This window comes from Asanoa sp. WMMD1127, assembly GCF_029626225.1.
Taxonomy (GTDB): Bacteria; Actinomycetota; Actinomycetes; order Mycobacteriales; family Micromonosporaceae; genus Asanoa.
In genome coordinates this window covers 3189674-3204594 of sequence record NZ_JARUBP010000001.1, presented here as the reverse complement: position 1 = coordinate 3204594, position 14921 = coordinate 3189674, and the positions used below count along the sequence as shown (strand labels likewise).

The following is a 14921-nucleotide window of genomic DNA, read 5'->3' as shown; positions in this document are numbered from 1 at the left end:
AACCCCACGGCGCGCGGTGTGTCGTTACATCACTTCCCGGCCAGGGCCTCGAGCAGGGCGCGCAGGGCCGGCTGGTCGGTCGACACCGTGCGGACCGCGGCGTAGATCGTGCGGGTCGGCTCCGGTCGGCGGACCCGGCGGACCGCGACGCCCGGGTGCCGGGCGCTCAGGCCCAGCCGCGGGATGAGGCTGACGCCGAGGCCGGCGGCGACGAAACCCTGCGCCGTGGCGTAGTCCTCCGACTTCGCCACGAAGTCCGGGGTGAAGCCGGCCGCGGCGCAGGCGTCGAGGATCGGGTCCAGGCACGGGCCCGGTGGCTCGCTGCCGACCCACGGCTCGCCCGCCAGGTCGGCCAGGTCCACGACGCGAGCCACGGCCAGCGGGTGTCCGATGGGGAGCACCGCTTGATAAGCGTCGGACCGCAACCGCGTCAGGCGTACGCCCGGCGGTGGCTCGTCGCCCGGCCGGCGCACCACGACGACGAGGTCGGCGTCGTCCGGCAACGGGTCGTCCGGATCGGTGAGCGTTGGGTCGATCGTCACGCCGGGATGCTCGCGGCGCACCCGGGCCAGCGCGGGCGCGAGCAGCGTCGGCCCGACCGACGCGAAATAGCGCACCGCGAGCCGGCCCGTGCGGCCCGCGCGCAGGTCGGCCAGCGCGGTCTCCGCCTCGGCGACCTGCTGGCTGATGATCGCCGCGTGACCGGTCAGCAGCCGGCCCGCGGCCGTGGGGCGCACGCCGCGACCGACGCGCTCGAGCAGCGCCGTCCCGGCCTCCTTCTCCAGCGCCGCCACCTGCTGGCTGACCGCGGACGGGGTGTAGCCGAGGGCGGCCGCCGCCGCGGTCACCGAGCCGCTGGTGACCACGGCCCGCAGGACCTGCATGCGCCGGACGTCGAGCATGTAGCACAACTTAACGCACGTGCAGAATCTTTCGCTTGTACTTCCAAGTCGCGACGCGGGACCGTGCAGGGCATGTCGTCGTGGTTCCGGGTGGCTGCGCTCGCCCTGCTCTGGGGATCGACCTTCCTCTGGATCGAGGTGGCGCTGACCGCGCTGACGCCGGTGCAGGTCACGCTGGCCCGGTGCCTGCTCGGGTCGGCCACGCTGCTGGTCGTCTGCTTCGGCGCCGGCCACCGACTGCCGGGCGACCGCCAGACCTGGCGGCACGTGACGGTGGCCGCGTTCTTCTGCAACGCGCTGCCGTTCGCCCTGTTCAGCGTCGGGCAGCAGACCGTCGACTCGGGTGTCGCCGGCGTGCTCAACGCGACCACCCCCTTGTGGTCCCTGCTGATCGGCATCGCCGTCGGCACCGAGCGCTCCCCGCGGCCGCTCCGGCTGGCCGGCCTGCTGCTGGGCTTCCTCGGCGTCGTCGTGATCTTCGCGCCGTGGCAGGCCGGCGGAATCGTCGGCTGGGGCGCCCTGGCCATCGTCGGCGCCGCGGCCAGCTACGCCGTCGCGTTCGCCTATATGGACCGCCACCTGGTCGGCCGGGGCATGCCGACGATCTCGCTGTCCGCGGCCCAACTCCTCGCGGCGACCGGGCTGACCGCCCTGGCGCTGCCGGCCGGCGGCCTGGCGCCGATCGGCCTCGACCCGGCCGCGCTGGCCGGCGTCGTGGTGCTCGGCGTGGCGGCCACCGGGGTCACCTTCCACCTCACCTACCGGATCATCGCGGCGGAGGGCGCCACGAACGCGGCCACGGTCGGGTACCTGCTGCCGGTGGTCTCGGTCGCGCTCGGCGCACTCGTGCTGGACGAGGCGTTCAGCCCGCGGATCGCCGCCGGCATGGTGGTCGTGTTGGCCGGGGTGGCGCTGAGCCGCCGGGCCGTTCCGGCCCCGGAACCCGCGACGGCTGTTTAGCGTGAGGAAATGGCGACGCACACGGTGTTCTCCAAGGGCTTCTTCCGCGACAACGGCATGGACTACCAGGCGCGGGCGGTGCTGGGGCAGGCCGTGCACGGCGGCAGCGACGCCGGCGAGGTGCTGGCCACCTTCGACCGGATCACCGACAAGGACAGCTGGCGTACGGCCTGGTCGGCCACCGCCGACCGGGTCACCCTGCACGCCGACGCGCTGCGCGGGCAGGGCGACCGGCTCGGCGCCCAGTCCGCCTATCTCCGGGCCGCCAACTACTGGGCCTGCGTCGTGGAGTCACTGTCCGAACTGGACGACGAGGGCGCCATCCTGCGGGCGTTCCACGCGCATCGGGCCGCCTGGGACCAGTTCGTCGAGTGCTCCGCCGGCGCGCATGTCCGGGTCGGGGTGCCGTACGAGAGCACCGAACTGCCCGGTTTCCTGCTGCGACCGGACGCCTCCGGCACGCCGCGGCCCACGCTGGTCATCACCAACGGGAGCGACGGCGCGGTCAGCGGGCTATGGAGCTACGCGGCCGCGGGGGCGCTGCGCCGCGGCTGGAACGCGTTCGTCTACGACGGGCCCGGCCAGCAGTCGATGCTCTTCGACCGGCACACCGCCTTCCGCCCCGACTGGGAGGCGGTCCTCAAGCCCGTGCTCGACGCGCTCACCGCCCGCGCCGACGTCGACGCGGCCCGGCTCACCGGCTACGGCATCAGCCAGGGCGGCTACTGGCTGCCCCGCGCGCTGGCCTTCGAGCACCGCCTGGTCGCCGCGGTCGTCGACCCGGGCGTGGTGGACGTGTCGACGTCGTGGACCGAGCCGCTCAGCAAGAGCATGCGGGGGCAGCTCGAACGCGGTGACCAGGCGGCGTTCAACCGGGACATGAAGCTCGCGACGATGCTGCCGAGCCTCCGGCGTACGCTCGCCTTCCGCTCCCGCCCCTACCAGTCGGAGGCGGACTGGTTCTCGCTCTACGCCGAGATCGCCGACTACCGGTTGACCCGTGAGCTGGCCGACCGGATCACGACGCCGGTGCTGATCACCGACCCCGAGGGCGAGCAGTTCTGGCCGGGCCAGTCCAAGCAGCTCGCGGCGATGCTGGGCGACCGCGCGTACCGCGTCGACTTCAGCGCCGAGGAGGGCGCCAACCTGCACTGTGAACCGCTGGGCCGGGCCGTCACCGAGGAACGCATGTTCGCCTGGCTCGACCGGCAACTCGCGACCCGGTCCTAGCCGTCCGCGTCCTGGCCCGTCGCGGGCAAGCTGGCGACGCCGCGACCGAGCGCGTCGCGGAAGTCGCGGTAGCGGTCGGCGCCCAGCGTGCCGGCGAGGCCCTGCTCGATCTGGCGCACGAAGTCGTCGGTGATCTCCATGAAGCGCCGGCCCCGGTCGGTCGGCACGATCAGCTTGGCGCGCCGGTCGGCCGGGTCGGGCGTACGCCGGACGTAGCCCAGCCGCTCGAGCTCGTCGATGATCGCGCCCATCGTCTGCTTGTTGCGGCCGGCCAGCCGGGCCAGCTCGCCGGGGCGGGTGCCCTCCTCGTCCAGGAAGGCGAGCACGGCGCCGTGCCGGGGCCGGGCGTCGGCGAAGCCCTGTGCCGCCGCCCGCGCGAAGATCTCGCGCTGGACCCGGGCGGAGAGCTGCACGGCCAGGATTCCCAGATCCGGATCCTGCTCCTTGCGTGTGCTTCGCTTCATAGTTGGTCCAATCATTGGACGATCACGTTGTTGGACTATATCGTCTTCGCCATGACCATACTGATCACCGGGGCCAACGGCATGGTGTCCCGGGAGGTACTCCGGGAACTGGCCGGCGGCCAGGAGCCGGTCCGCGCGCTCGTCCGGGACCTGTCCCGCACACCCGGCATCGAGGGTGTCGACTACGTGGCCGGCGACCTCGACCTGCCCGACACGCTCGAACCGGCGTTCAAGGGCGTGACCCGGCTGTTCCTGCTGACCGCGATGGGCCCGCTGGCCCCGAGCCAGAGCATGAACGCGCTGTGGGCCGCCCGGCAGGCCGGCGTGGAGCACGTCGTGCGGCTCTCCGCGATCGGCGCCGCGCCCGACGCCCCGACCCGCAACGGCCGCCTGCACGCCCTCTCCGACTGGGAGGTGGAGCAGTCCGGCATCCCGTGGACGATCCTGCGGCCGTCCAACTTCATGCAGAACCTGTTCGGCGCCGTGGCCGGCGACACCCTCTGCGGGATCTTCGGCAACGGCCGTGTCAACGCCGTCGACGTGCGCGACATCGCCGCGGTCGCGGCCGAGATCCTGATCCGGCCGGCCTCGCACGCTGGCAAGATCTACACGCTGACCGGCCCGGAGAGCATCTCGCTGCACGGGGCGGCGGAGGAGATCAGCACCGCGCTCGGCCGCCCGGTCCGCTACCTGCCGGAGACCCGGGAGCAGGTGCGCGACCGCATGCTCGGGTACGGCCTCCCGCGCTGGGACGCCGAGGTGCTGGCCGAATATCGCACGGCGTACGGCTCCGGCTGGGCCGAGTTCGTCAACGATCACGTAGAGACCGTCGTCGGCCGGCCGCCGCGGAGCATCGCCGAGTTCGTCCGCGACCACCGGGACCGGCTGGAAAGCTGACGGGTGACGCCCGCGTCGTAGAGTTCGATCATGTTGCTCACCAAGTACACCCACGCCTGCGTGCGACTCGAGGACCGCGACCGGCGGCTGCTGGTCGATCCGGGTGTGTGGACGGAGCCGGCGGCGTGGGAGGGCGTGGCGGACGTCCTCGTCACCCACGAGCACGCCGACCACTTCGACGTGGACCACATCGCGACGCTGCTCGCCGACCGGTCGCTGCGGATCTGGGGTCCGGCCTCGCTGGCGGAGGGAGTGGCGCCGTCGGTGGCCGCGGCGATCCAGGGGGTGGCGCCCGGTGACACGTTCACGGCGGCCGGCTTCGGTGTGACGGCGGTCGGGGGCGCGCACGCGGAGACCTACGACGGCCTGCCGGGGTGCGACAACGTCGGCTTCCTGATCGACGGCGTCTACCACCCCGGCGACTCCTACTTCGTGCCGGACGGGCCGGTCGAGGCGCTGCTCGTGCCGGCCAGCGGGCCGTGGGTCAAGATGGCGGAGTCCGTGGACTTCACGCGGGCCGTCGCCCCGGCGCGGGCGTTCCCGATCCACGACGAGATGTCCTCGGCCCGCGGCAACGAGAACTTCGACGGCTGGCTGCACCGAAGCGGCCGCACGGCCTACGAACGCATCCCACGCGGCGCCTCAGTCACCATCTAGAGCAAGGAACGGGCCGTTCCTAACGCTTTCCGCATAGGAACGGCCCGTTCCTCACGCCGCTTCCGGCGGACCGGTCACCCGGCGGCGCGATCGGCCATGGTTTGGCGAGCCGGAGTCAATTCGGCCTTCGGCGCCGAGATGCCCGAGGATGCCGTCGACTCGCCCTCGAAGGCAGGTGCGGCGGCCGTCGGCGCAGCCGCCGCCGGACGGAGCAGGAAGAGGGCGACCAGGAAGGCGACCACCACCAGCCCGGCGCCGACCGCGAACGCCAGCCGGTAGCCCCCGGTCAGTGCCTCCGCCACGCCCTCCCCCGCCGCCCGCAGCCCGTCGGTCCGTGCGGCGGCCACTGTGGACAGCACAGCCACACCCAGTGCCATGCCGATCTGCTGCGTCGTGTTGAAGACGCCGGAGACGAGGCCCGCGTCGTCCGGGCGGGCGCCGGACATGGCCAGCGTCGCCAACGCGGGCAGGACCAGGCCGAAGCCCGCGGCCAGCAGCATCACCGGGAGCACGTCGGCGACATAGTGAGCGTGCACCGGCACCCGGATCAGCAGCGCGAGCAAAGCCGCCAGGAACACCAGTCCGACCAGGAGCATGCGGCGCTCGCCGAAGCGGGCGTTGAGCCGCGCCGAGGCGCCCAGCGAGACCGCGCCGATGGCCACCGCCGCGGGGAGCATCGCGAGGCCGGTCCGCAGGGCGTCGTACCCGAGGACGTTCTGCAGGTAGAGCGTCACCAGCACCTGGAAGGCGAAGCACGCGGCCAGGGTGAGGATCTGCACGACGTTGGCCACCGCCACGCCCGGCGCGCGGATCACCCGCACCGGCACCAGCGGGTTGCGGGCTCGGGCCTGGCGCACCACGAAGGCCGCCAGCAGGGCGGCCGCCACGGCCAGGAGGGCGAACGCGCTCGCCACGACGGCGTAGATGCCGACCACCAGGGCGCCGGTGACCAGGACGGCGCCCGGCACGTCGGCGCCGGAGCGCAGGCCCAGCCCGCGGTCGGTCGGCAGCGCCCGCCGGCCGAGCACGATGGTGGCCACGCCGATCGGCAGGTTGATGAGGAAGATCCAGTGCCAGCTCAGCGCGTCGGTGAGCAGGCCGCCGAGCACTTGGCCGATGGCCGCGCCGGCGGCGCCGGTGAAGCTGAACACCGCGATCGCGCGGGCCCGGTCGGCCGGCGCGGTGTAGAGGGTGACCAGGATGCCGAGGCTGACCGCCATCGCCATCGCGCTGCCGGCGCCCTGCAGGAAGCGGGCGGCGATCAGCATGAAAGGAGTCGTGGCGAGGCCGGCCAGCAGCGAGGCCGCGGTGAACACGGCGGTGCCGGCCAGGAACATCCACTTGCGACCGATCAGGTCACCGAGCCGGCCGGCGAGCAGCAGCAGGCTGCCGAACGCGATCAGGTAGGCGTTGACCACCCAGCTCAGCCCCGGCGGCGAGAAGCCCAGGTCGGCCTGGATGGCGGGCATGGCGACGGTGACGATGCTGCCGTCGAGGATGGTCATCAGCGAGCCGGTGGCGATGACGCCGAGCGCGGTCCAACGTTCCCTCATACGAGGACCGTAGCGGATAGTTCCGTTACAGACAATCTTTCAAGGAACTAATTGGCGCGCTCCCGGGCGCGGCGGGCCGGGCGCGGGCTCTCCACCGGGGCGGCGAGATGGCCGCCGACCAGGCGTTCCAGGGCACGCAGGAGGGTCTTGCGCTCGGTCGCCGGCAGCGCGTCGAGCGCCTCGGCGTGCACCTGGTCGACGATCTCCTGACTGCGCCGGGCCATCCGGGCGCCCTCGTCGGTGACCGCCACGATCCGGGCCCGCCGGTCGACGCTGGAGGCGCGGCGCTCGGCCAGCCCCGCCGACTCCAGCGCGTCGACGGTGACCACCATCGTGGTCTTGTCCATGTCGCCGAGCTCCGCGAGCTGGATCTGGGTGCGCTCCTCTTCGAGCGCGTGCACGAGGACGCAGTGCATCCGCGGCGTCAGGCCGATCTCGGCCAGCGCCGCGCTCATCCGGGAGCGCAGCACGTGGCTGGTGTGGTCGAGCAGGAAGGACAGGTCCGGGCTGCTCCGCCCGGGCGCCAAGGCGGTCATGCGACCAGCATACCGATTTCGGACCGTACCAGATTATCTGCCAATGTCCGAAGCTCAGAGCTGCCCGAGCACCTCGGTGAGCGTCCTGCGGCTCTCCTTCTCCAGGTCCTCACCGTTCCATCGCTCCTGGAGCCGGATCGTGCGGCCGTCGTGCAGCGTCAGCGTCGCCCGGATCGGCGTCTGCTTCTCGATCACCGCGGAGGCGACCTCTTCGTACGGGACGAACCGGTAACGCTGAGCCAGCGCCTCGGCCGGCGCCGAACCGACCAGCGCGCGCAGCCGCTGGCGGCCCTTGTCGATGTCGCCCGGGTCCGGCACGAAGACGAACCCGTTGTTGAGCAGCACCACGTCGTGGCCGAAGTCGTCGACCTTGACGTTGGCCAATGCGCCGATCACGTGGGAGCCCTGCCCGGTCGCCCGCTCGTCGACGATCGCGGCGGCGGCCGGGTCGATGCCCAGCTCCTCGAGCCGCTTGCGGGCCTCGTCGAGCGTCTGCGGGGACACCGCCAGCTCGGCGATCTCCCGCAACGGCAGCGGTGTGCCGTCGGCGCCGGTGAACTCGGCCGGCGCCGACCACGAGTGCTGCCATCGCCCGACGCCACAGCGCACCGCGGCGACCCGGAGCAGCATCGTCATCGGCGCGGCGAAGTGTTGCGCGGCCTCGCGGCGGGTGGCGTCGGTGAAGAACGGCTGCGCGAACTCGCCCAGCTTGTTGTCGGCGACCAAGCCCAGGATGGTTTCCAGGCTGGCCTCCGGAGTGCCGGTGCTCCGGGCCGCGGCGCGCAGGACGGCGTCGGCGTCACGCTGCTCGCCCGCCGCGATCGCGGCCGCGGTGAACTCCGGCCACGGCAGCACCTGCCGGTCGCCGATCTCGACCATCACCTGCTGCATGCGCCGCCCGAGCGCGTTCAGGTCGGGCAGCAGCGCGCCGGCCTTGCGGGCATCCGGCGCCCGGTCGACCTCGGGCGCCTTCTCCATCGCCTTGACCCGCGTGGCGATCGGCGGGTGGGTGTTCCAGGCGGACCGCTCGCGTTCCGGCTCGCGCTCACGCAGCTGGGCGAGCTCCGCCGTGCGGGCATCGACCAGCGCGCCGAACCCACCGAACAGGTCGTCCGGCGCGAACCTGGCGGTCCAGCCCGGCTCGACGTACCGCCGGAAGTAGAAGCCCCACGCCGCGTCGAGGCCTGGCAGCTCGCGCAGCGCCGCGATCGCCGCGCTCCGGCCGGCCACCCGCACCGCGGCGCGATCGGCCTCGAGCTCCTGCCGCCGCGCCACCACGTTGTCGACCAGGCGATAGAGCCCGCCATAGAGGCGGAACACCCAACCCATCGGGTTGTACGGCGACAGCTCGCCGACCGTGCCGGCGATGGTGAGCCGGCCCCGGTAGGCGATCCCGGCGAGCCGGGTGTGCAGGCCTGAGTAGTGCCCCAGCTCGTGCGCGATCACCGCGCGCAGCTGGTCGACCGTCATGGCCTGGAGCAGCGGGAGTCCGATGTAGAGGTAGCGGCGGCCGCCGAGCAGGCCGAGCAGCCGGGCGTCCTCGCTGACCGCCGCGTTGACGTCGGGCACCAACCGGATCTCGTCGGGCACCCGGGTCCGCACCGCGGCCGCCAGCTCCTGGACCGTCGCCCACAGCTGCGGCGCCTCGCCGGGGGTGAGCGGCACGCCGGCGGCCGGCTCGGGCTTGTGCCGGATCGCCCGCCACATCGCGACGGCGAGGCCGCAGACGGTCGCCACGAGCACCGGGAAGAGCAGCTTGAACGCCACGAAGCCCGACACCTGGTCGGTGAGCCAGGCCGCCAGCACGACCAGGGCGATGAGCTGGACCAACGCGACCAGGTAGAACCCGGCCAACATGACGACCGAGACGAACGCGCGCACAGCGCCGACCATGTGGTGCCTCCCCGTTCCACCCGCCATCGCACGACGGGGCGGAGGGGAACTTATGCTGTGGATCTTCGTCCGGCAACCCCGTCCGATTTCTACGAATCGAATCAGGTCCATCCAGCGGATAGGCGTGCGTCGATCAAGGTCATAGATTCCTCCCCGACGGCAACGCAGCCGTCCGGAGAGGAGGGGCCGTGCAAAGACGACTTCTTGGCTCACGAGGGTCCACCGTCCTGCTGACCGCAGCGGTGCTGGTTCTCGCATCGGGCGCCGCCGGCGGCGCCGCGGGCTCGGCGCCGCGGGAGCGTGGGCCGGCCGACGGCGGCGTCGTGCAGGGCGACCACGCCGCATCCCGCGACAAGGACAACCGCCGCGGCGCGGTGGCGCCGACCGGCGCGCAGCGCGACCGGGCGAGCCGGGCCCAGGCCCGCGTGACCTTCAACAACCTCGGCACCGCGGCGCTCGTGACGCCGACCGGCCGGGCCCTGGCCGGCGGGCTGTCCGCCGACCCGGCCCAGGCCGCCCGGGAATACGTCGCCGCCAACCGCGAGCTGCTCGGCCTGTCCGAGTCGGGCGTGGCCGCACTCGAGGTGCTCACCGTGCGACCGATGGGCGAGGGCGCCGCGGTGATCATGCGGCAGCGCTTCGGCGACCTGCCGGCCGGGCGCGACGGCATGCTGAGCGTCGGCGTGCGCGACGGCGCCGTCTGGCACGTCAGCTCGTCGCTGGCGCGCGACGGCGGAGCGCCGGCGCCGGCCACCCTGGCGGCGGCCGACGCGGAACGGATCGCGACCGCCGACGCGGCGGCGAGCGGCGTCAAGGTGCTGCGCACGGACCTCGTCGCGGTGCCGACCGCCGACCGGGGCGTCCGCGCGGCCTACCAGGTCGTGCTGGCGGCCAACGGGGCCGAGCCGGTCGCGTACTCGACCTATGTGGACGCTCGTGACGGCGGCGTGCTGGTCCGGGAGGACCTGGTCGACCACGACTCCGAAAACCCCAGCTGGCAGGTCTTCCCGCACAGCCCGCGGGTCGACTACAGCTCCGCGGACACCCGCGTCGGCTGGTGCTGGACCAGTGGCACCGGGTGCGCGGAGACGGTCGGCGGCCCGGCCTCACCGCTGCCCTGGGACGTCGACCCGGCGACCGGGCAGTCCACCAACACGACCCGCGGCAACAACTCGATCGCGGTGCACAACTGGAACAGCGCCGACCCGTTCACGGTCGGCACGGAGACCGCGACGCCGCGGCCCGACCGCGACTACCGCTACCCCTGGACCAACCAGTGGTACGAGCGGGGCTGCGACCCGGCCGTCTTCACCTCACCGGAACGCAACGACATCGACGCGGCCCGGGCCAACCTGTTCGCGATGCACAACCGGATGCACGACTGGACGTACCATCTCGGCTTCACCGAGCAGGCCTGGAACATGCAGGACGAGAACTTCGGCAAGGGTGGGCTCGGCGACGACTACGAGCAGGGCAACGCTCAGGCCGGTGGCATCGCCGGCGGCTTCCCGAACTTCGCCGCGCGCGACAACGCCAACCAGATCACGCCGCCGGAGGGCACGCCGCCGATCACCAACATGTACCTGTGGCAGTCGATCCCCGGCACGTTCTACGCGCCGTGCGTCGACGGCGACTACGACATGTCGGTGATCGCCCACGAATACGGGCACGCGGTGACCGGCCGCATGATCGCCGGGCCGAACATGGGCCTGTCGAGCCCGCAGGGCATGAGCGAGAGCTGGTCCGACCAGCTGGCCATGGAATACCTCTTCGAGCACGGCTACGCGCCCGCGGGCCTGCAGGCCTACACCATCGGGCAGTACGTCACGTCGGACCCGATCGCCGGCATCCGCAACTACAACATGAGCCGGAGTCCGCTCAACTACAGCTCGCTCGACTACGACTTCGTCGGTCTGCAGGTGCACGCCTCGGGCGAGGTGTGGACGGCGACCAACTTCGACATCCGGGCCGCGATGATGAAGCGGTACGGCTCGGGCACGCCGGCCATCCAGAAGGCGTGCGCCAACGGCTCGCGGCCCGTCACCGCGTGCCCTGGTAACCGGCGGTGGATGCAGCTCGTCTTCGACTCGTACCTGTTGATGGCCGTCAGCGGCGTCAGCATGGTCGACTCCCGCGACGCGATGCTGGCCGCCGACAACATCCGCTTCGGCGGCGCCAACCAGGACCTGCTCTGGAACGCGTTCGCCAAGCGCGGCCTCGGCGAGGGTGCGGCGAGCGCCGGGCCGGCCGACGTCGACCCGGTGCCGAGCTTCGCGTCGCCGCACGCGACCGAGGCCCGGGTGCTGTTCAAGCCGGTCGCCCTCGGCGGCGGCACCGGCCCGCTGGCCGGCGCCAAGCTGTTCGTGGGCCGCTACCAGGCCCGCGCGGTGCCGGTGGCCGACACCGACGCGGCGACGCCGCTGGGTGCCGAGGTCCGGCTGGTGCCGGGCGCCTATGAGTTCGTCGCCCAGGCGCCGGGCCGCGGCCTGGTCCGGATCGGCCCGATCACCGTCCGGGCCGGCCAGACCGTGCCGCTGCCGGTGATCATGCTGCAGAACGTCGCGTCCGCCGCGGCCGGCGCCACGGCGACCGGCGACGGCGTCAACCAGGCGCGGCTGATCGACGACGACGAGGCCACCAACTGGGCATCGCTGAACAGCCCGATCGCCGGCAAGCAGGTCACGGTCGACCTGGCCGGCGGCCCGCAGCTGGTCAGCCGGGTCCAGGTCAGCGCGCTCCTCCGGCCGGCGATCACCGGCGACCCGGACGCGGGCGGCCAGAACAGATTCACCGCGCTGCGCCAGTTCAAGGTGTCAGCGTGCGTGGCCCGGGGCAGCGTGACCTGCGCGAACCCGGGTGACTTCCGATCCGTCTACACGAGCCCGGCGGACGCGTTCCCATCCGTCGCGCCCCGGCCGCGGGCCCCGGAGCTGCAGCTGAAGGGCTTCCGAATCCCGCCGACCCTGGCCACCCACCTGCGCTTCGAGGTGGTCACCAACCAGTGCACCGGCGCGCCCGCCTACGCCGGTGAGCAGGACCAGGACCCGCAGTTCACCACCGACTGCGCGGCCGGCAGCGTCCAGGACGACTTCGTCCGCGCCGCCGAGTTCCAGGCCTTCCTGGCCTGATCCGAAAGAAAGGGACCCTTGTCAACGCATAGCGTTAATGAGGGTCCCTTCCTTTCGCCCGCCGGGGACACCCGCTGGCCGGCGGGCCTGGTGGCTGGCGGAGAATGGCGCCCATGGAGACGATCGTCGGCAGGTATCTCGGGGCCGTGGACCCCGCGCGGGTGGACCCGTCCGCCATCGGGTTCTACGCGATGCTCGATCAGGTGCGGGCCGTCGATCCCGGCATCGCGGCGGCGACCGTGCAGGAGTTGCTCGACCAGCGGTCGCATCTCAAGCTGATCGCGTCCGAGAACTTCAGCTCGCTGGCGGTGCAGGCCGCGCAGGGGTCGCTGCTCACCGACAAATACGCCGAGGGCTTCCCCGGTCACCGCTTCTACGCCGGCTGCGACAACGTCGACACCATCGAGGCGACCGCGGCCAAGTTGGCCACCGACCTGTTCGGGGCGCAGCACGCCTACGTGCAACCCCACTCCGGCGCCGACGCCAACCTCGTCGCCTTCCTCGGCATCCTGGCCACGCGGGTCGAGGCCGACGTGCTCGCCCGCTTCGGCAGCACGCCCGACGCGCCCGCCCGGCTGCCGCAGCTGTCGGCCGCGCAGTTCAGCCAGCTCCGCCAGGAGCTCAACAACCAGCGTTTGCTGGCGATGGACTACTACTCCGGCGGGCACCTGACGCACGGTTACCGGTTCAACATCTCCAGCCGCATGTTCGAGGCACACTCGTACGCCGTCGATCCGCAGACCAAGCTGCTCGACCTGGCCGCGGTGCGGCAGCGGGCCCGTGAGGTGCGGCCGCTGATCCTGCTCGCGGGCTACTCGGCGTACTCCCGGAAGATCAATTTCGCGGAGCTGCGGGCGATCGCCGACGAGGTCGGTGCGACGCTGATGGTCGACATGGCGCACTTCGCGGGTCTGGTCGCGGGCAAGGTGTTCACCGGCGACTACGACCCGGTCGCGCACGCGCAGGTCGTCACGACCACGACCCACAAGACGCTGCGCGGCCCGCGCGGCGGCATGGTGCTGTGCACCAGCGACTACGCCGAGGCCATGGACAAGGGCTGCCCGGCGATCCTCGGCGGCCCGCTCTCGCACGTGATGGCGGCCAAGGCGGTCGCGCTGCGCGAGGCGTCGCGACCCGAGTTCGCCGACTACGCCGCGCGGATCGTCGCCAACTCGCAGGCCCTGGCCGAGGGACTCCTGCGCCGCGACGTCCCCGTGCTCACCGGCGGCACCGACAACCACCTGCTGCTCGTCGACGTCGAGGAGGGCTTCGGCCTCACCGGCCGGCAGGCCGAGTCGGCGCTGCGCGACTGCGGCATGACGCTCAACCGCAACAGCCTGCCGGGCGACCCCAACGGCGCCTGGTACACCAGCGGCCTGCGGCTCGGCACGCCGGCGCTGACGACGCTCGGCATGGGCACCGCGGAGATGGACGAGATCGCCGACATCGTCGCCCGGGTGCTCGCCGCCACCACGCCGGCGGCGGGCGAGGGCGGCAAGCCGGCCAGCAAGGCCAAGTTCACCACCCAGCCGGACGCGGTCGACGAGGCCGGCAAGCGGGTGCACGCGCTGCTCGCCCAGCACGTGCTCTACCCGGGCCTCGACCTCGACCACGTGCGCCCGGCCGACTTCGGCCTGGACGCCTTCGCCCACCGGGGCGCCGCCGCCTAAGGGAGATCAAGCACCAGCGCCGAATACGACAGCCCCGCGCCGAAGCCCACCAGCAGGGCCGGGCCGCGCGGGGCGTCGGGGCTGGCGAGCAGGGCGTCCAGGGCCAGCGGGATCGAGGCGGCCGAGGTGTTGCCGGCCGTCTCGACGTCGCGGGCGACCACACAGGACTCCGGCAGGCCCAGCGACGCCGCCATCTTGTCGGTGATCCGGGCGTTGGCCTGATGTGGCACGAAGGCGGCCAGCTCCCCCGGCTCGAGACCGGCCGCCTTGACCGCGGTGCGGGCCGTCTCGATCACCTCGCCGACGGCCCACCGGAACACCTCGGGCCCGGCCATCGTCATCGTCGGCCAGATGTCGGGCTGCTCGCGCAGGCTCGTCCACGGCACCGCGTGCGAGATCAGCGTCGACCGCGACCCGTCGGAGCCCCAGACGACCGGGCCGATGCCGGGCCCGTCGGCGGGACCGACCAGCACCGCGCCCGCGCCGTCGGCGAACAGGAAGGCCAGCGCGCGGTCGGAGCGGTCGACGATGTCGGTCATCTTCTCGGACCCGATCACCAGCACGTGCCGGGCGCTGCCCGCGCGGACCAAGGCGTCGGCCATCGCGACGGCGTGGCAGAACCCGGCGCAGGCGACGCCGAGGTCGACCGCCGCCGCCCCGAGCGCGCCCACCTCATGGGCGACCTGCGGCGCGGCCGGCGGCGACTGGTGCACCCACGACATGGTGGCCAGCAGCACCGCGTCGACCGCTGTCGCATCGAGCCCGGCCCGGGCGACCGCCTCCCGGCCCGCCGCAGCTGCCATGGTGACCACGGTGTCGTCGTCGGACGCAAACCGCCGGGTGACGATGCCGGACCGCCGGCGGATCCACTCGTCCGAGGAGTCGATCTTCTCGACGACCTCGGCGTTGGAGACCACCCGCGCGGGCCGGAAAGCGCCGACGCTGAGCACTCGACTCCCACCGGACACTGCCGCCACCCGCATCACCACCTCGGCCGCGCGTGCAAGGGCGCGGATACAGCCATTACAGCC

Annotated in this window: 11 protein-coding genes and 1 pseudogene; 6 read left to right on the top strand and 6 right to left on the bottom strand. The window is 72.7% G+C overall.

Features of this window, described 5'->3' with window-relative positions; translation table 11 throughout:
* Positions 1-29: 29 nt before the first annotated feature.
* Positions 30-902 carry a LysR family transcriptional regulator gene (locus O7635_RS15325; protein ID WP_278081096.1) on the bottom strand — a complete coding sequence of 291 codons (873 nt, stop codon included), beginning with the start codon at positions 900-902 and terminating at the stop codon, positions 30-32.
* 72 nt (positions 903-974) lie between these two features.
* Between O7635_RS15325 and O7635_RS15320 the strand changes: the two genes are divergently transcribed.
* Together O7635_RS15320 and O7635_RS15315 are read left to right on the top strand one after the other, a co-directional pair.
* On the top strand, positions 975-1862 hold the full coding sequence (locus O7635_RS15320; RefSeq protein ID WP_278081095.1) for a DMT family transporter: 888 nt from the start codon (positions 975-977) through the stop codon (positions 1860-1862).
* 9 nt (positions 1863-1871) lie between these two features.
* Complete coding sequence (locus tag O7635_RS15315) at positions 1872-3092, top strand: hypothetical protein (RefSeq protein WP_278081094.1); 1221 nt, start codon at positions 1872-1874, stop codon at positions 3090-3092.
* Here O7635_RS15315 and O7635_RS15310 read toward each other — a convergent pair.
* Positions 3089-3556, bottom strand: a complete 468-nt coding sequence (locus tag O7635_RS15310; RefSeq protein ID WP_278081093.1) for a MarR family transcriptional regulator — start codon at positions 3554-3556, stop codon at positions 3089-3091. The genes O7635_RS15315 and O7635_RS15310 overlap by 4 nt on opposite strands.
* Positions 3557-3607: 51 nt before the next feature.
* Between O7635_RS15310 and O7635_RS15305 the strand changes: the two genes are divergently transcribed.
* A complete protein-coding gene (locus O7635_RS15305; RefSeq protein WP_278081092.1) occupies positions 3608-4453 on the top strand; it encodes an SDR family oxidoreductase in 846 nt (281 codons plus the stop codon).
* Positions 4454-4483: 30 nt separating this feature from the next.
* Positions 4484-5110 carry an MBL fold metallo-hydrolase gene (locus tag O7635_RS15300; RefSeq protein ID WP_278081091.1) on the top strand — a complete coding sequence of 209 codons (627 nt, stop codon included), beginning with the start codon at positions 4484-4486 and terminating at the stop codon, positions 5108-5110.
* 74 nt (positions 5111-5184) lie between these two features.
* Here O7635_RS15300 and O7635_RS15295 read toward each other — a convergent pair whose 3' ends face one another.
* Genes O7635_RS15295 through O7635_RS15285 form a run of 3 tightly spaced genes read right to left on the bottom strand, consistent with a single transcriptional unit; the run spans position 5185 to position 9092 of the window.
* On the bottom strand, positions 5185-6663 hold the full coding sequence (locus O7635_RS15295) for an MFS transporter (protein ID WP_278081090.1): 1479 nt from the start codon (positions 6661-6663) through the stop codon (positions 5185-5187).
* 47 nt (positions 6664-6710) lie between these two features.
* On the bottom strand, positions 6711-7199 hold the full coding sequence (locus tag O7635_RS15290) for a MarR family winged helix-turn-helix transcriptional regulator (RefSeq protein ID WP_278081089.1): 489 nt from the start codon (positions 7197-7199) through the stop codon (positions 6711-6713).
* Between the two features lie 54 nt (positions 7200-7253).
* Positions 7254-9092, bottom strand: a complete 1839-nt coding sequence (locus tag O7635_RS15285; RefSeq protein WP_278081088.1) for a M48 family metallopeptidase — start codon at positions 9090-9092, stop codon at positions 7254-7256.
* Positions 9093-9280: 188 nt separating this feature from the next.
* Between O7635_RS15285 and O7635_RS15280 the strand changes: the two genes are divergently transcribed.
* Together O7635_RS15280 and O7635_RS15275 are read left to right on the top strand one after the other, a co-directional pair.
* Complete coding sequence (locus tag O7635_RS15280; protein ID WP_278081087.1) at positions 9281-12220, top strand: M36 family metallopeptidase; 2940 nt, start codon at positions 9281-9283, stop codon at positions 12218-12220.
* A gap of 113 nt (positions 12221-12333) precedes the next feature.
* Positions 12334-13827: pseudogene (locus O7635_RS15275) on the top strand (glycine hydroxymethyltransferase); the annotation flags it as partial.
* A 59-nt stretch (positions 13828-13886) separates the two neighbouring features.
* On the opposite strand, the gene O7635_RS15270 reads toward O7635_RS15275, so the two are convergent.
* Complete coding sequence (locus O7635_RS15270) at positions 13887-14867, bottom strand: beta-ketoacyl-ACP synthase 3 (protein ID WP_278081086.1); 981 nt, start codon at positions 14865-14867, stop codon at positions 13887-13889.
* Positions 14868-14921 lie beyond the last annotated feature (54 nt).